Consider the following 16297-nt stretch of genomic DNA (forward strand, 5'->3'; position numbering starts at 1 on the left):
CCTGGCTAACCTGCCGGTATGGCCCTAGGAACTGCTTCCACCAGGACTGACCGCGCACGCACCGTGCGCGACATGCTCGCAACCGGCAAAACCACGTACTCGTTCGAATTCTCGGCGCCGAAGACCCCCAAGGGCGAGCGGAACCTGTGGAACTCGCTGCGGAGGGTCGAGGCCGTCGCGCCGAGCTTCGTCTCGGTGACCTACGGAGCGGGCGGTTCGACGCGGGCGGGCACCGTGCGCGAGACCGAGCAGATCGTCGCCGACTCGACGCTCACCCCGGTCGCCCACCTCACGGCCGTCGACCACTCGGTCGCCGAGCTGCGCAACATCATCGGGCAGTACGCCGACGCCGGCATCCGCAACATGCTGGCGCTGCGGGGCGACCCGCCCGGCGACCCGATGGCCGAGTGGGTCAAGCACCCCCAGGGCCTCAACTACGCCGCCGAACTGGTGCGGCTCATCAAGGAGTCGGGCGACTTCTGCGTGGGCGTGGCCGCGTTCCCCGCGATGCATCCGCGCTCCGGTGACTGGGACTCGGACGTCAGGCACTTCGTCGACAAATGCCGCGCGGGCGCCGACTACGCGATCACCCAGATGTTCTTCCACCCCGAGGAGTATCTGCGCCTGCGCGACCGCGTCGAGGCGGCGGGGTGCGAGACACCGATCATCCCGGAGATCATGCCGGTGACGAACGTGCGTCAGTTGGAGCGATTGCCGCAGCTCAGCAACGCGGACTTCCCGCCCGCCCTGAAAGAGCGCATCCTCTCGTCCAAAGACGATCCCGCCGCTGTACGCTCCATTGGCATCGAGTTCGCGACGGAGTTCTGTGCGCGGCTGCTGTCCGAGGGCGTGCCCGGGCTGCACTTCATCACGCTGAACAACTCCACGGCGACGCTGGAGATCTACGAGAACCTTGGTCTGCACCACCAGCAGGCCTGACCGGTCGTACCCCTGTGGCCGCGGCCGTGGGGGAGAGGGGCGTACATGGGCTGGACGGTCCTCTACATCGCGTTCGGTGTGGTCGCGCTGTGGCTGCTCGGCGAGGTGCTGCTGCAGTACAAGGCGCGACTGCGCTGGCGGCTGCTCGCGTTCGTCGGCTTCCTCGGTGTCGTCGTCGGCGTGCTGATGCCGGCGGTGGTGGTCATCGCCGTCGGCGCGATCGCGTTCGCCACCGGGCAGACGTATGTGACGCTGTCGTTCCGCCGCGGCTTCTCGACGGGCTGGGCGCTCGGCGGGAGGCCGGGCGCGAGCAGGCGGCGGAAGGCCACCGGCGCGCGGGCCGCGGCCCCCGAGCCGACGCTCCAGGTCTCGGACCTGGAGTACGAGGCCGGGCCCGAGCCCGACGCGGCAGCGCCCGGCGACGTGGAGACACAGGCCGCCGGACCCGGTGTGTACGCCCCCGAGCCCATGCCCGACGACACCGGGCAGTACGGCGTCTACAACGAAGCCGCGGACACGGCGTACGCCCCGGCCGCCCCCGACGACTACGGCTTCGCCGGATACCCCGGGTACGACCCCCAGGGCCCGGATCGGCAGGACGCGCTGCACTTCACGTACGGCGAGACCGGCGAGCAGCGGTACGCCGCCTACTCCGACCCGTACATCGGCACCCAGACCTATGGCGCGCAGCCGGGCTACGACTCGTACGCGGACCCGCAGCCTTACGCGCCCTACGGCGGTGACACCTACGGCGGCTACCAGGACACCCCGCCCGGCGGCGTCTGGGTCCCGCACCAGCGCACCGGCGAGCCCGCGCCGCCGTACGGCGGGGAACTGCCGCCCGAGCAGCCGGGCTGTCCGCCGTTCCCCGGCGAGGCGGCACCGCAGGTTCCGGGCGACCCGTTCGGCTATCAGCCGGAGGTCGGCGGGGAGCAGCAGTACCGGTACTGAGGCCGGTGCCGCTCGTAGCTTTACGGAGGCCGATGGCGCTCATAGCCGTACTGAGGCTGGTGCCATTCGTAGCCGTACGGAGGCTGGTGCCATTCGTAGCCGTACGGAGGCCGGTGCCGCTCGGTCACTGTGATCCGCGGAATTCCGGTCCCTCCACGATGAGACCGGCGACCAGTGTGCCGGACATGCCCGCGTGCGGCAGCCCGCCGCCGGGGTGGGACCAGCCGCCGACGGCGTAGAGCCCCGACACGGCCGTGCTGTTGGCGGGGTGCAGGCGTCTTCCGGAGTCGGCGGCGAGGGCGGGCGGCGGGACGGCGCCGCCCTCGGCTCCGGTGGCCTCGGCGAGGTCCGCGGGGGTGCGGACCTCGTGCCACAGGAGCCGGTCGGCCAGGCCGGGGACCGCCGTGCTCGCACGGTCGAGCAGCCTGCGGACGTCCGCGTCGGTGACCTCGGCTCCGGCCGCGACCGTGGCGGTCAGCGTGACGGCCTCGTGGTCCGCGTCCGGGACGGCCGTCGGATCGTCAGGGCGCAGCACGGTCAGGGTCGGCGAGACGGCCAGGGCGGGGGCGCCTGGGGAGGCTGGGGCGTCCGTAGGGGCCGGGCTGCCCATGGAGGCCGGGGCGCCCGGGGTTCCGGGGGTCGTGAAGACCCGGTCGAGTTCGTCCGCGCGGTCGGCGGTGTGCAGGACCGTGCGGTGCGGTGTGCCCTGCGGGCGGCCGCCGCGCAGGGCGAGCAGGACCGTGAGACGGCTGGGCAGGCCGGACCGCGCGGGCACGTCCTCGGGCGCCCGGGCGGCCGTGCCGCCGGACAGCAGCGCTGCCAGCGCCCGCGGGGGCACCCCGGCCACCACGAAGTCGGCGGCCACGACGGACCCGTCGGCGAGCTCCACGCCCGCCGCGCGGCCGTCCTTCTCCACGACGCGCACCACCGCGGAGTCGAAGGCGAACTCGACCCTGCGCGCCAGGCACCGCTCGTACACCGCGGTGGCGAGCGCGCGCATGCCGCCGCGCGCCGACCACGAGCCGAACGTCTGCTCCATGTAGGGCAGCACCGCGGCGCTCGCCGGGGCCGTGCGCGGGTCCAGGCCGCGGGCCAGCGCGAAGTGCTCCAGGAGCGCCGTCAGACGGGGCTCGCCCGCCAGCTCGAACTCGGCGACCTGCGCCAGCGTGACCGCGCGCCGCTCCCGGCGGAGCAGGCGCTTGTGGGCCACCGAGGGGTAGGGCTCACGCTCGGCGAGCACCTGCCAGTTCGGCCACAGGGGCTCTTCCAGGAGGGGGCGGCGGGTGCGGTCCCAGGCCTCCCGCGCGCGGTTCATGAACGCCGCCCAGCGGGCGCCCGCGCCGGCGCCGAGCGCGGCGTCCAGGGCCTCGCCCACCCCTGCCCGGGAGGCGTTCGGCAGGTCCGTCGCCGTGCCGTCCGCGAAGACGTGCCGGACGGCGGGCTCGACCTGGGACAGCTCGACGCAGTCCTCCAGGGGCTGCTTGCCCGTCTTCACGAACAGATCGCGGTAGACCGCGGGCAGGTGCAGCAGGGAGGGGCCCGTGTCGAAGCCGAAGCCGTCGCGCCGCACACGGCCGAGCGCGCCGCCGTACGTCCCCGTGCGCTCGTGCACCACCACCCGGTGGCCCGCGACGGCCAGCCGGGCGGCGGCCGTCATGGCGCCCATCCCGGCGCCGATCACCACAATCCGTGCCATGCCAGGGACTTTATCGGCACCCACTGACAGCGCCGCCGGGGCCCGCTCGGTCCGGCCGGGGGCCGCTGGGCTTGGGGGCGCCCGGTCAGGCCGGGATCTGTTCGGCACGGGGGCGCCTGGTCAGGCCGGGATCTGTTCGGCACGGGGGCGGCCGGTCAGGCCGGGATCTGTTCGGCACGGGGTCGCCCGGTCAGGCCGGGATCTGTTCGGCACGGGGTCGCCCGGTCCTGTCAGCCCGCTGACCGCTTGCCCGCCGACGCAAGCCGCCGCTCCTCGCGCCGCTGCGCCCTGCGCCGCAGGAACCGCCGGATCCGGTGGGCGAGGAAGAGCAGCAGGACCAGCCCTGCGACCAGCAGCACGGCCGCCACGATCGCCGCCGCCTCGGGGTGGAACATCGCGAAGCTGACGACCCCGCCGACGCCGAGGTCCTCCGCGGTGCTCAGGACGAGGTTGCTGAACGGCTCGGGTGAGGTGTTGACCGCCATCCGCGTCCCGGCCTTCACGGCATGGCTCGCCAGGGCCGTCGACCCGCCGATCGCACCGGCGGCCACATCCGGCAGCGAACCGCTCTGCCCGGCGAGCAGCGTGCCCACCACCGCCCCGGACACCGGCCGGACGACGGTGTGCACGGCGTCCCACACCGAATCGACGTAAGGGATCTTGTCGGCGACGGCCTCGCAGGCGAAGAGCACGCCCGCGGTGATCAGCACCCAGGGGCTCTGCAGGGACTCGGGCACCTCGTCGGAAAGACCCGTGGCCCCGAAGACACCGAGCAGCAGGACCACCGCGTAGGCGTTGATCCCGCTGGCCCAGCCACTGGTGAACACCAGGGGAAGTACGGACACGATCGTGATCGTAACCAGTAGGGCACGTTCCGGCTCGTGGGTGAGCAGATCGGCCTGAGTATCCGTACTCAGTGCTGGAGATGAGTACGCGCGCGGATGGGCCACGACCTGCGCGGAAGGGAGAGTGAGGGCACGGAAAGGGCGCGGTACCGGCACCGCCGACACGGGGCGGCGGAACGGGCGGCGCCCTTGGCCGTTCTCCCCGCCCTCGGGAGGGGGGGAACGGGGGACCGGGGGGCGACCACGGGGGTCGCGCGGGGGAATGCAACAAGCGCCGGTCCGGCGGGACCAGGGACATCAGGTCCCGCCGGACCGGCGCCGCGCGATGAACCGAACGGGTGAACCGGACCCCCGCGGCGCCTGCGCAGGCGGCCTGCCACCCGCCGCGCCTCACGCCATCGCCGCCACCCGCTCAGGCCAACCTGCCGCTCACCCGCCCCTGCAGCAGCCTGGACAGCGCCGCGTGCACGTCGTCCAGTGAGCGCTCCGGCTGGAAGGCCTGCCAGTCCAGGGCGGCCACCAGGACCATCCCCACGAGCGCGGCCGCCGTCAGGGGGACGTCGATCTCCTCGCTCAGCTCACCGCTCGCCACCCCGCCGCGCAGCACGTCCTCGACGACCGCCACGGCCTGCTGTCGCACCACCATGAGCGTCGACTGCCAGGCACGGTTGGTGCGCCACAGCTCGGCCACGTAGAGCTGGGTGAAGGCCGGATAGCGGTCGATGAAGACGAGGCCCGCGCGGATCATCGCGTCCAGCGCGTCCACATGCCTGCCGCCCTCCTGGGAGGCCTCGTCCGCCGCCGTCTTCAAGGAGGCGGTGAGCAGCCCCACGCCGTGCCGCAGCAGTTCTTCGAAGAGGACCGATTTGCTGGCGAAGTTGTAGTAGACCGTGCCCTTCGCCACCCCCGCCCGTTCGGCGATCTCGTCAACTGTCGTGGCGGAGAACCCCTGTTCCGCGATGAGGGTGACGGCGGCTTCGTAGAGCTTCTGCCGGGTGGCCTCGCGCCGCGTGCTGCTTGCGCCGGTTGCGCTGCTTGCGCTGCTTGCGCTGTTTTCCATGGGGTTGATTTTCACAGGTTCCGTCACGTTCACAGGCTCAGCTCCGGGTGCAGCCGGTCGAGAGTCCACACCTGTTTGCGGCGCGCGGAGTCAGCGGTGAGCGCGAGCGCGCCCACGGTGAACGCGGTCAGGACCGCGCACGCCGTCCACACCGGACCGAGGCCGCCGCCCGTGATGAGCCTGCGCAGGGCGTCGACGACGTGACTCATCGGCAGGTACGGGTGGATCGCGCCGAAGAACGCCGGGCTCGTCTGCACCGGATAGGTGCCGCCCGCCGAGGTCAACTGAAGCATCAGGAGGGCGAGGACGAGGATCCGGCCCGCCGCTCCGAAGCGCGCGTTGAGCCACTGCACGATCGCCGCGAAGCAGCACGTCACAAGCATCAGGAAGCCGATCGTCCCGGCCGCCCGCTCCATCTGGAGACCGAGTCGCCAGTGCAGCACCGACATCAGGGCCGCCACTTGCAGTGTGCCGAGGGCGGCCACCGGCAGCCAGCCGGCGAGGGCGATGCGCCAGGCGGGCGCGCCCGCGGCAAGGGCGCGCCGATTGAGCGGCTGGATCAACATGTACGCGACCATCGCGCCGACCCACAGGGACAGCGGGATGAAGTACGGGGCGAAGCCCGTGCCGTAGTTGGGTGCCTTGTGCAGGGACTGGGAGGCCAGTTGCACCGGGTCGGCCATGACGTCCGTGCGCCGGTCGCGGTCCTGCTTGTCGTAGTCGGGGATCTTCTTGACGCCGTCGTGCAGTCCGCCCGCCAACTTCTGGGTGCCGTCGGCCAGTTTGAAGATGCCGCCGTCGAGGTCGCTCGCGCCGGTCTCCAGGTCGCCGACGCCGGTGTCCAGCTTCGTGGCGCCGGTCTTGGCGGTACCGAGGCCCGTGTGCAGCTTCCTGGCACCCTTGGCGACGTCGCCCGCGCCCTTGTTGAGCTCGTTGATGTCCCGGACCGCCTTGTCCAGGTCCTCGTCCAGACGCGGTGCCCGGTCGGCGAGGGCCTGGGCCTTGCGCTGCAGCGTGCCGAGGTCCCGGTCGAGCCGGTCGAGGCCGCCTGCCTGGTCCTCGACGAGGGTCTCGACGTCGGCGGCGACGGTCGCCACGTCGGCGGCGGCGTCCTTCGCCTTCTTCAGGTCCGGGCACGCCGGATCGGGCGCCGGGAGGTTCTCGCAGCGCCTTTCGTAGACGCCGTTCATGGCCGCCGAGCCCTTCTTGGCGCCCTCGACCGCCGCCGGTGCCGCCTTGACGAGGTCGTCCAGGTCGCGGCGCACCGCCTTCGAGGAGTCGGCCACCAGTTGGGCGCTGTCCCCGATGGTCCTGCCGTTGTCCTTCAGGTACGGGCGGACCTTGCCGGCCACGCCGTTGACCTTGTCGGCCAGCTTCTGCGTCCCGTCGGCGAGCCGCCGCGAACCGTCCTCCAGGTCGCCCGCTCCCGTGTGCAGCTTCTTGACACCCCCGGCCAGCTTCCCGCTGCCCTCCTTGGCGTCCTTGAGGCCGTCGACGAGTCGCTGCGAGCCCTTCTTCGCCTTCCCGATGCCGCCTTCGATCCGGTCGGCGCCCCGCGCGGCGTCCTGCGTCTTGCCGTGGATGTCGGAGAACGAGATGAAGATCTTGTCGAGCATGTTCCGGGACGCCTTCGTCGACGCGGCCGAGCGCACCTCGGAGAAGACGGTCCGTGAGATCTGGCCGACGATGTAGTTGTTGGAGTCGTTGGTGCGCACCCGCAGGGCGCCCGTCTCCGGGGAGTCGCCGGAACTGGAGCCCACGCGCTTGCTGAAGTCGGACGGCATCGTCAGGGACAGGTAGTACGAGCCGTCCGCGACGCCCGCACGCGCCTCGGTGTCGCTCACCTCGTGCCACTCGAACGTCTTGCTGTCGCGCAGCCGCTCGACGATGTCGTCGCCCGCCGTGACCTTCTTGCCGTCGACGGTGGCGCCCCTGTCGTCGTTCACGAGAGCCACCGGGATCTTGTCCAGGCGGCCGTAGGGGTCCCAGAAGGACCACAGGTACAGCGCGCCGTACAGCAGGGGCAGCAGCAGGAGAGCCACCAGGGCCGCGCGCGGCAGCCTGCCCCTGCCGAAGCGCTTGAGCTCAAGCGCGGCGAGCTTCGGCGACCGCATCGGCTGCCTCCTTGTCGGTGTTGGCGCTGTCGCCGGTGTCAGCGGTGTCAGCGGTGCCGTCGGTGTCAGCGGTGTCAGCGGTGCCGTCGGCGCCATGCGTGCCGGCGGCACCGTCAGCGTCAGCGGTGGCATCCCCGTCAGCGGGTCCACCGGCGTACGCGTGCGTGGCCGACGGTGCCGTCGAGACGACGACCACGCCCTGCGGGGCCTCGCGGCACACGGCCACCACCGTCGTCCCCTGCTCGGCGACGGACCGCAGCAGCGCCCAGGCCTCGTCCCGTTCGGCGTCCGAGAGCTTCAGGTCGAGGTCGTCGACGCCGAGCAGCCGGGGCCGCCCCATCAGCGCGAGGGCCACGGAGAGCCGCAGTACCTCAAGGCGCTCCAGGTCCCGTACGGAGGTCCGCGGCCCCTTGGGCAGCGCCTCGACATCGAGTCCGGCGGCCCGCACCGCGTCGTCGACGCGCAGCCGGGAAGCGGCGGCCCGCTCCGCCCGCGGGCGGAGCAGCGCGCGCAACGGGCTTTCGAACCGCCGCTCGAGAAGCGCGCGCTCCCGCAGGTGTTCGGCGACGGTCAGTGCCGGGTCGAGGTCGGTGACGCCGGGCACATTGGCGACCGCGCTGATCCCGCGCACCGCCGCGAGCTGCTTGGGCAGTCGGAACCGGCCCACCGAGGCCGTTCCCTCGGTGGCGCGCATGCGTCCCGTCAGGGCGAGCAGAAGACAGGTGCGGCCGGAGCCCGACGGACCCTCGACCGCGACGAGGGCGCCGGGCCCCGCGGTGATGCCGACCCCGCGGAACGCCCAGCCCCGCGGTCCCTTCAGGCCGAAGTCCGCCGCATCGACGGCGGCGCCGTGCGGACGAGCGTCCACGGCCCACTCCCCTCTTTGAACTGACCAGTCAGTACAAAAGCTAACCCGAGTTTTCGACACAGACAAAGACCCCGAGGCAAAGGCCCAGGTCAGGCCGGATTGTCAGTGGCGTACTTCACGATGGGCACATACGGCCACTGCGCCGTCACACAGACGACAGGAGGTTCGTCATGGCCAGCACCAACGCAGCAGCCGCACACCGGCGCCGCGCCCTCGGCCCTGCCCCCTCACTGACCGGTCCCGCGAGCGACGTCCACCCGGTGCTCCGCCGGGCGACGGCCCCGCCCGCCGCCCTCGAACTGCTCGCCCAGGCCCGCGCCGGACTCGACGAGGCGGCGCACCTGGACACTCCGAACGAGCGCTATGCCACCGCCCACCTCGCCGCCCTGCGCACCGCCGCCGCGGTCCTCGCCGCCCGCGGCCGCCCGGAACTCGCCCCGCGGCGCAGGCAGCGCATCCGAAGCGCCTGGGAGGTGCTCCCCGAGATAGCCCCCGAACTGACCGAATGGAGCGCCCTGTTCGCCTCCGGGGCCGCCCGCAGGGCCCGCGCGGAGGCGGGCATCCAGGGCGCCGCGAGCAGCCGTGACGCCGACGACCTGCAGCGGGACGTCTCGATGTTCCTGCGCCTCGTCGAGCGGATGCTCGTGCTCCAGCCCGTGCTGCCCCAGCCACGACAGGAGCCGCCGGACGCGAGCTGACCTGCCGGGGCGGGCGAAGCGCCTCTTCGATTCCCATTAGGGTGGGAGCGCCCGTACCCGAACAGCCCGCCGTAGATCAGGCGGAGCCGCGCCGAGGAGTCAACTGCCGTGTCGGACCCGATGCGCCCCCGCGCTTCTCTCCGTACCGCCGTGGTCTGGGACGTCCTGAAGGACGCCATCGACCGCCGGGTCAAGGCCACGGCACCGGGTCCGGACGGCGCATCCGGGGGCGGCGCGGGACCGGTCGCCCTGGACGTGCTCGACACCGGCGGCGGCAGCGGCAACTTCGCGGTGCCCGTGGCCGCACTCGGGCACCGTGTCACCGTCGTCGACCCCAGCCCGAACGCCTTGTTCGCCCTGGAGCGCCGCGCCGCCGAGGCCGGTGTCGCCGACCGCGTGCGCGGCGTGCAGGGCGATGTGCACGGCCTCTTCGACGTGGTCGAGCGCGGCGGGTACGACGCCGTGCTCTGCCACGGCGTCCTGGAGTACGTGGACGACCCGGCCGAAGGAGTGCGGAACGCCGTCGGCGCGCTGCGTCCCGGCGGTGTGCTGAGCCTGCTCGCCGCGGGCCTCGGCGGCGCCGTGCTCGCCCGCGCGCTCGCCGGACACTTCAGCGAGGCGCACCGGGCGCTCGACGACCCGGCGGGGCGCTGGGGCGAGAGCGACCCCGTGCCGCGCCGCTTCACCGCCGAGCAGCTCAGCGGCCTGGTAGAGGGCGCCGGGCTGCGCGTCGGCGCCGTGCACGGCGTGCGCGTCTTCGCCGACCTGGTCCCCGGTGTCCTCGTGGACACCGAGCCGGGCGCCTTCGACGCCCTGCTCAAGCTGGAGGCCGCCGCCGCGGAGCTGTCCGCCTTCCATGCGGTGGCCACGCAGTTGCACGTCCTCGGTGAGAATCGCGGGGCCGATGAGACCCCCGAGTCCCGAGAGGTCCCCGGGGCCTGAGTGCCCTCGGTCCCGGTGTGTCGGGAGTGACGGCTGGGACCGGGTCGCTGATCAGCGGCGCAGCGGCACATGGAGTACGCCACAGGCGCCCCGAACGGGCTACTGGCGCCGTATGATCGAGGGACACCGTCCGGCATGACGGACCGGTCGCTGGGGAATGCAGGCTTCAGCGAGCCGGAGCGACCTGGCGGTCCGGTTTGGCGAAGTTGGCGCAGAGGGGCGGGTTTCACGGGGGCGATTCCCTGCCTATCCTGAAGGGGACCCCCCGGTCGCCCCGGCGACTGCACGATGAGGAGGACTCCGTGCCGCTCTCGGAGCACGAGCAGCGCATGCTCGAGCAGATGGAGCGAGCGCTGTACGCCGAAGATCCCAAGTTCGCGACAGCGCTTGAGGGAAGCGGGCTGCGTACGTACACCCGGAAGCGGGTCTACCAAGCGGTCGCGGGCTTCCTGGTGGGCATTGCCCTTCTCATGGCCGGAATGGTCGCCCAGCTCATCTGGGTGAGCGTGGTGGGTTTCCTCGTCATGCTGGGGTGTGCCGTGCTCGCCGTCACCGGTTGGCGCAAGGCGCCCAAGCCGGGTGAACAGGCACCCAACGCCGCCGCCCCGGCCACCGGCCCCGGCGCGCCCGTGGGCCGCCGGCATCAGCCCAGGCAGCAGCGCCGGTCCATGATGGACCGCATCGAGCAGCGTTGGCAGCGCCGCAGGGACGAACAGCAGGGCGGTCAGTAACTTGCCGGGCCCCTGGGCCTGACTGAACACGACGCCTCGGCCTGAGTCCGAGTACGGCTCGGCCTGGGCCTTGATACGGCTCAACCCGGGCCTGAATACGACTCTGCCGCCGCCAACGCCACTGCCACCGCGCCCCGGCGCAGGCACCACCCCGTACAACAGCCGCACCTCGCTCGACATACGCGTGGGGGGTGACCGTCATCAGATGCGGTCACCCCCCACACGTATGCCCCAGGCGGAGGCCGTACGCGCCCGGCCCGCTCAGCCCCCTTGCCGGGCAGGCTTCCGCAGGGCCGCCCAGCGCCTCGCCGCCCACTCCGACCAGCGGGCGGTGAAAGCCGACCAGCGGTCCGACGCCGTCCACACCACCCGGGCGGCCGAACGCGGCGCGAGCGTCGCGCGCAGCCGCGTCGGACGGCTCGCCGAGGCACGCAGACCCTGCCGCAGCCGCCGCACATCGTCCCCGAGACCCTGAGCGGGCTGCGGATGCGGCGCGTACAGGACCTGCTCCACGGCGGCCGCCACCCGGTGGACCGACTCCGCGGGACCCGGGCCGAGACCGCCGACACGGACGATCCGGGCAGCCGCCTTCCGCGGGGTGTGGGACTCGTCCGGGGCGATGCCGTGATCCCATGCGGTGTCGGTGACCTCCTGCCAGGCCGCCAGCGTGCGCGCCGCCGCCGCGTCCGCCGCAGTGCGCCCGCCGTCCTCGAAACGCACCGAACGCGCCCCGTCCGCCGAGATACGCGCCCCGCCTCCGAGCCGCACCGCGCGCACCCGCGCCCGCCACAGCATCGGCAACAGCGGCACCACGAGGACGAGGAGCGCGAGCAGCGACCCGCCGACGATCCAGCCGAGCGGCGGCCCGTCGTCATCGGAGCCGCCCGCGAGCTGCGGCATCGCGCTCGCACAGCCGCCCTGCCGCTGCATGTCGCGCGGGCAGTCCTGCGACTGCGAGGGAGTCGGCGACGGTGCCGCCGAGTCCGACGGCGCCGGTACGGCCGACTCGTCGGACCGCTCGGACGGCGTGTCCTCACGGGTGTAGTCGGGCACCGAGCCACGGTTGGGCGTCGGCTCGAACCGCGTCCAGCCCACGCCCTCGAAGTACAGCTCGGGCCACGCGTGGGCGTCCCGCAGACCCACCGACATGGTGCCGTCCGCCTGCGCCGAACCCGGGGTGAAGCCCACCGCGACGCGCGCCGGGATGCCGAGCGTGCGGGCCATCGACGCCATGGCGAAGGAGAAGTGGACGCAGAAGCCCTCCTTCTGCTCCAGGAAGCGCACGATGGCCGAGGGCCCGCTGCCCGCCCGGACCTGCGTGTTGTACGTGAAGCCGCCGTCCGACGCGAACCAGTCCTGCAGCTTCACCGCGCGTTCGTAGTCGTTGGCGGCACCGTCGGTGATCTTGCGGGCCGTGGCCGCCACCACCGAGGGCAGCGAGTCCGGCACCTTGGTGAACTCCCTGGCCAGGCCGGACGGCGCGGGGGGCGCCGCCGCGAGCTGCTCGGCGGTCGGCTCCACCACCAGGCTGTTCACGCTGTACTGCGCGCCGCGCGTGGTCTGGCGGCGGTCCCCGACGACCGTGCGGCCCACCGGCTCGTACCGCCAGCGCCCGCCGATGCGGACCTGACTTGCCGGATACGGCATCGGCAGCCAGTTCTGCGCGTAGCGGTCGTCGGCCGAGATGTTCGTCTGGATCTCGGTCCTGCGGACGGACGGGGACAGGCCCTGCGGGTCCGGGAGGCGCCCGGGGATGTCCTCGATGTCCCGGACCGTGGTCTTCCAGGTGGTGCCGTCGAACTTGTCGAGCGAAACGATCCGCAGATACATGTCCTGCGAGTTCTTGGCGTTCGTCCGGTACGAGATGACCTGGCGGTCCTCCGGCTGGTTCAGGCTGTCCTGCAGCGCGACCAGCGGGTTCACCGCGGAGATCGTGCCGCCGCCGCTGCCGCCACCGCCCCCGGGGCCGTCGGAGCCGTCCAGGAGGCCCCCGTCCAGGGAGGGCAGCGCGAGCGGCACCACGAGCGCGACGCCCAGGGCGACGGCGCCGATCCGGCGGCCCGTGCGCACCGGTGCGGTGGCGCCGCCGTCGGTCTCCAGGCCGCCCGAGAGATGCCCCGGCGCCCGCGCGGCCCCGCCGAACACGCGACCCCACTGGGAGAGCCGGTCCCGGCCCTCGGCCAGGAGCAGCAGCAGATACCCGGCCGCCGCGAGGAGGAACCACAGCCACCCGGCGCCGTCCTCGGAGAGACCCGCCGCGACCGAGTACAGGGCGAGCAGCGGCAGCCCGGCGGGCGCGGCCGTGCGGAACGTCACCGCGAGCGCGTCGACGGCGAGGCCGACCAGAAGCACACCGCCGACCACCATCAGGCGGATGCCGTCGGTGAGCGGCGCCGGAATGGCGTACCGCCCGACGTCGTTGCCGCCCGCCTCCAGGAGCACGCCGAACCGGCGGAAGACCTCGGGACCCGGGAGCACCCCGGCGAGAGCCTGCTCCTGTGCGAACAGCAGCGTCAGGCAGAGCAGCGACACCAGGGCCTGGGCGGCCACCGTGACCGGGCGCGCGAGGGGCACCCGGCGCGCGAGCCCCCCGACCCCGCTCTGCAGGGCGAGGAGGATCGCCGCCTGGACGATCCAGCCCGACGTGTCGACGAGCGGCAGCAGCGCGCCCGACGCCATCAGCGTGGCGGCGGTGGCACACAGCGCAAGCCGCGTACGCCCACTCATGAAGCACCCCCCGGGCTCACCGAGAACCCCTCGTCGTCCGTGCGGACCCGCCCGCTCATGACCAGCCCCCGCCCGTCGCCCCCGGCGCCCCGAACGCCCCCGCCACCGGAGCGGGCCCCGCCCCGGTGCGCAGGTGGTCCGCCTGGCGCCACAGGTCGGCGAGCGTGCCGCCCGGAGGCACCGCGACCGCCGTCCAGCCCGCGTCGCGCAGCAGCCGCACCGGGTGCCGCGCCGCCGCGGGCGGTGTCCCGCCCGGGCCCTGGGCCCAGGCCGCGCCGTCCAGGACGAAGGCGACCGCCGCGCCGCTGCGCCGGCGCATCTTCGCGAGGACCGCGGCCTGTTCGTCGTCGAGATCGCCGATGAAGGCCACCAGGAGGCCTTCGTTGCCGCCGCGCAGCACGTCGTACGCGCGCGAGAGCCCCGCGCCGTCCGAGTGGTCGATCACGGCGAGCGTGTCCATCATCAGCCCGGCGGCGTCCGCCGACTCCTGGTTCGCGCCCGCGAAGCCGTCCGCGCCGTCCCCGGGCAGCGAGTTGCCGGTGTCGGTCAAAAGGCGGACCGAGAAGCCGCGTTCGAGCATGTGCACCAGCGTGGACGCGGTGCCGGACACGGCCCACTCGAAGGCCGAGCCGGGTCCCGTGCCCTCATAGGCCACGTCCCTGGTGTCCAGGAGCACCGTGCAGCGCGATCGCTGCGGCTGCTCCTCGCGGCGCACCATCAGCTCGCCGTAGCGCGCCGTGGAGCGCCAGTGGACGCGGCGCAGGTCGTCGCCGTGGCGATAGCCGCGCGGGATGACGTCGTCCTCACCGGCCAGGGCGAGCGAGCGGTGCCGCCCGTCGCCGTACCCCTTCGCCTCGCCCGTGAGCCGCACCGGCGGCAGTGCCTCCACGCGCGGGATGACGGTCAGCGTGTCGTACGTGGAGAAGGAGCGGGTCAGCTCGCACATCCCGAACGGGTCGGTCAGGCGCAACTGGAGCGGGCCGAGGGGATAGCGGCCGCGCAGGTCCGAGCGCACGCGGTAGGACACCTCGCGGCGGCCGCCCGCCTCGACCCGGTCGAGCACGAAGCGCGGCCGGGGCCCGAGGACGTACGGCACCCGGTCCTGGAGCATCAGCAGGCCCGTGGGCAGACGCGAGACGTTGTCCATCCGCAGGTGCACACGGGCCTCCGAACCGGCGGGCACGCGCGCGGGGGAGAGCCTGCGGCTGCCCGCGACGCGGTAGCGCGTGCGGTAGAGCACGGCCGCGCAGACCAGGGGGAGCACCGCGAGCAGCAGACCGACCCGCAGCAGGTCGCTCTGGCCGAGGACGTAGGCGCACACGGCCGCCGCGATGCCTGCCGCGAAGAAGGACCGCCCGCGGGTGGTCAGACCGGCCAGCGCCGTGCGCAGGCCGCCCCGGTCGTCCTCGGCCCGCGCGCCCTGCCCCCCGGCGGCCATCACAGCCCCCGGGTGCCGGGCGGCTGCTGGCCGAAGAAGCCCTGGCCCGGCTGGGGGGCCGCCGGGACGGGGGTGCGCTGGAGGATCTCCAGGACGACCGACTCGGCCGTGCGGCGGTTGAGCTGTGCCTGGGCCGTGGGCAGCAGGCGGTGGGCGAGGACCGCGACGGCGAGTGCCTGCACGTCGTCGGGCAGGGCGAAGTCCCGGCCGCTGAGCGCGGCGGAGGCCTTGGCGGCGCGCAGCAGGTGCAGCGTCGCGCGCGGCGACGCGCCCAGTCTCAGGTCCGGGTGGGTGCGCGTCGCGCCGACCAGGTCGACCGCGTACCTGCGCACGGCCTCGGAGACGTGGACCGTGCGGACCGCGTCTATGAGCTTCACGATGTCGTGCGCGTGGGCCACCGGCTGGAGGTCGTCCAGCGGTGAGACACCGCCGTGCACGTCCAGCATCTGCAACTCGGCCTCCGGGCCCGGATAGCCGATCGACACCCGGGCCATGAACCGGTCGCGCTGCGCCTCGGGCAGCGGATACGTGCCCTCCATCTCGACCGGGTTCTGGGTGGCCACCACCATGAAGGGGCTGGGCAGTTCGTATGTCTGCCCGTCGATGGTGACCTGGCGCTCCTCCATGGACTCAAGGAGCGCGGACTGCGTCTTCGGCGACGCGCGGTTGATCTCGTCGCCGATCACGATCTGCGCGAAGATCGCGCCCGGCTTGAACTCGAAGTCACGGCGCTGCTGGTCGAAGATGGACACACCGGTGATGTCCGACGGCAGCAGGTCCGGCGTGAACTGGATGCGCCGCACCGAACAGTCGATGGACCGTGCGAGCGCCTTGGCGAGCATCGTCTTGCCCACGCCCGGTACATCCTCGATGAGCAGGTGCCCCTCCGCCAGGAGCACGGTCAGCGAAAGCCGTACGACCTCCGGCTTGCCCTCGATCACACCCTCGATCGACCTGCGGACACGCTCCGCGGTCGTGGTCAGATCTGTGAGGCTCGCTCGATCGTCATAGGTCGTCACCCGGCCCTCCTCGGCCCTTCCCCACGCTCGGCAAGGAGCAAGGGATACCTCTTTCATGGTTTCCCCGGGCCGACGCTCTCGTACGGACCGGGCCCACCCCGAAACACGGACACCACGCGGGAATGGTTCAGCGTGACGCCACACACGCATTCTTGTTGGGCTTACCGGTTCGTGTCACTTGCCTGTGGACAACTGGCGGCGATATGTCCGTTCTTGCCGTGTTTGGGTACCGGAGATTGTCCGGTACCCACCACGCGGCGGTCACTCAG

At 72.9% G+C, this 16297-nt stretch carries 13 protein-coding genes; 5 read left to right on the forward strand and 8 right to left on the reverse strand.

Annotation, left to right across the window (positions count from 1 at the left end):
• Window positions 1–18: 18 nt before the first annotated feature.
• Both metF and IG78_RS0118005 read left to right on the forward strand, forming a co-directional pair.
• A complete protein-coding gene (gene metF, locus IG78_RS0118000; protein WP_030564339.1) occupies window positions 19–939 on the forward strand; it encodes a methylenetetrahydrofolate reductase [NAD(P)H] in 921 nt (306 codons plus the stop codon).
• 45 nt (window positions 940–984) lie between these two features.
• The gene (locus IG78_RS0118005) at window positions 985–1890 is read left to right on the forward strand and encodes a hypothetical protein (RefSeq protein ID WP_030564341.1); all 906 of its coding nucleotides are present in this window, start codon (window positions 985–987) and stop codon (window positions 1888–1890) included.
• Window positions 1891–2014: 124 nt separating this feature from the next.
• On the opposite strand, the gene IG78_RS0118010 is transcribed toward IG78_RS0118005, so the two are convergent.
• The 5 genes from IG78_RS0118010 to IG78_RS0118030 all read right to left on the reverse strand — a co-directional run bounded on the left by IG78_RS0118010 (window position 2015) and on the right by IG78_RS0118030 (window position 8473).
• Entirely contained in the window at window positions 2015–3586 is a 1572-nt protein-coding gene (locus tag IG78_RS0118010; protein ID WP_030564343.1) for a phytoene desaturase family protein, read from the reverse strand.
• Between the two features lie 230 nt (window positions 3587–3816).
• Complete coding sequence (locus IG78_RS0118015; RefSeq protein WP_030564345.1) at window positions 3817–4431, reverse strand: DUF4126 domain-containing protein; 615 nt, start codon at window positions 4429–4431, stop codon at window positions 3817–3819.
• A 412-nt stretch (window positions 4432–4843) separates the two neighbouring features.
• Entirely contained in the window at window positions 4844–5491 is a 648-nt protein-coding gene (locus tag IG78_RS0118020) for a TetR/AcrR family transcriptional regulator (protein ID WP_030564347.1), read from the reverse strand.
• Window positions 5492–5520: 29 nt separating this feature from the next.
• The gene (locus IG78_RS0118025; protein WP_030564349.1) at window positions 5521–7605 is read right to left on the reverse strand and encodes a YhgE/Pip domain-containing protein; all 2085 of its coding nucleotides are present in this window, start codon (window positions 7603–7605) and stop codon (window positions 5521–5523) included.
• Entirely contained in the window at window positions 7577–8473 is an 897-nt protein-coding gene (locus IG78_RS0118030; RefSeq protein ID WP_030564351.1) for an ATP-binding cassette domain-containing protein, read from the reverse strand. The genes IG78_RS0118025 and IG78_RS0118030 overlap by 29 nt, the downstream gene beginning before the upstream one ends.
• 170 nt (window positions 8474–8643) lie before the next feature.
• Between IG78_RS0118030 and IG78_RS0118035 the strand changes: the two genes are divergently transcribed.
• The 3 genes from IG78_RS0118035 (at window position 8644) to IG78_RS0118045 (ending at window position 10844) form a co-directional block, all read left to right on the forward strand.
• Window positions 8644–9171, forward strand: a complete 528-nt coding sequence (locus tag IG78_RS0118035; protein ID WP_030564353.1) for an SAV_6107 family HEPN domain-containing protein — start codon at window positions 8644–8646, stop codon at window positions 9169–9171.
• Window positions 9172–9279: 108 nt separating this feature from the next.
• Window positions 9280–10113 carry a methyltransferase gene (locus IG78_RS0118040; protein ID WP_030564355.1) on the forward strand — a complete coding sequence of 278 codons (834 nt, stop codon included), beginning with the start codon at window positions 9280–9282 and terminating at the stop codon, window positions 10111–10113.
• A 302-nt stretch (window positions 10114–10415) separates the two neighbouring features.
• The gene (locus IG78_RS0118045; RefSeq protein ID WP_030564357.1) at window positions 10416–10844 is read left to right on the forward strand and encodes a DUF3040 domain-containing protein; all 429 of its coding nucleotides are present in this window, start codon (window positions 10416–10418) and stop codon (window positions 10842–10844) included.
• Between the two features lie 261 nt (window positions 10845–11105).
• Here IG78_RS0118045 and IG78_RS0118050 read toward each other — a convergent pair whose 3' ends face one another.
• Genes IG78_RS0118050 through IG78_RS0118060 form a run of 3 tightly spaced genes read right to left on the reverse strand, consistent with a single transcriptional unit; the run spans window position 11106 to window position 16028 of the window.
• On the reverse strand, window positions 11106–13571 hold the full coding sequence (locus IG78_RS0118050; protein ID WP_030564358.1) for a transglutaminase TgpA family protein: 2466 nt from the start codon (window positions 13569–13571) through the stop codon (window positions 11106–11108).
• A gap of 55 nt (window positions 13572–13626) precedes the next feature.
• On the reverse strand, window positions 13627–15009 hold the full coding sequence (locus IG78_RS0118055) for a DUF58 domain-containing protein (protein ID WP_037686290.1): 1383 nt from the start codon (window positions 15007–15009) through the stop codon (window positions 13627–13629).
• The gene (locus IG78_RS0118060) at window positions 15009–16028 is read right to left on the reverse strand and encodes an AAA family ATPase (protein WP_030564362.1); all 1020 of its coding nucleotides are present in this window, start codon (window positions 16026–16028) and stop codon (window positions 15009–15011) included. Before IG78_RS0118060 ends, IG78_RS0118055 begins: the two co-directional genes overlap by 1 nt.
• Between the last annotated feature and the right edge of the window lie 269 nt (window positions 16029–16297).

It is taken from the genome of Streptomyces aureocirculatus (assembly GCF_000720475.1).
GTDB classification, from domain to species: Bacteria; Actinomycetota; Actinomycetes; order Streptomycetales; family Streptomycetaceae; genus Streptomyces; species Streptomyces aureocirculatus.

Excerpts from the sequence above, each read along its gene's own strand:
- IG78_RS0118020 (WP_030564347.1), bottom strand. The coding sequence starts at position 5,491 with ATGGAAAACAGCGCAAGCAGCGCAAGCAGCGCAACCGGCGCAAGCAGC.
- IG78_RS0118050 (WP_030564358.1), bottom strand. The coding sequence starts at position 13,571 with ATGAGTGGGCGTACGCGGCTTGCGCTGTGTGCCACCGCCGCCACGCTG.
- IG78_RS0118025 (WP_030564349.1), bottom strand. The coding sequence starts at position 7,605 with ATGCGGTCGCCGAAGCTCGCCGCGCTTGAGCTCAAGCGCTTCGGCAGG.
- IG78_RS0118035 (WP_030564353.1), top strand. The coding sequence starts at position 8,644 with ATGGCCAGCACCAACGCAGCAGCCGCACACCGGCGCCGCGCCCTCGGC.
- metF (WP_030564339.1), top strand. The coding sequence starts at position 19 with ATGGCCCTAGGAACTGCTTCCACCAGGACTGACCGCGCACGCACCGTG.
- IG78_RS0118055 (WP_037686290.1), bottom strand. The coding sequence starts at position 15,009 with ATGGCCGCCGGGGGGCAGGGCGCGCGGGCCGAGGACGACCGGGGCGGC.
- IG78_RS0118010 (WP_030564343.1), bottom strand. The coding sequence starts at position 3,586 with ATGGCACGGATTGTGGTGATCGGCGCCGGGATGGGCGCCATGACGGCC.
- IG78_RS0118005 (WP_030564341.1), top strand. The coding sequence starts at position 985 with ATGGGCTGGACGGTCCTCTACATCGCGTTCGGTGTGGTCGCGCTGTGG.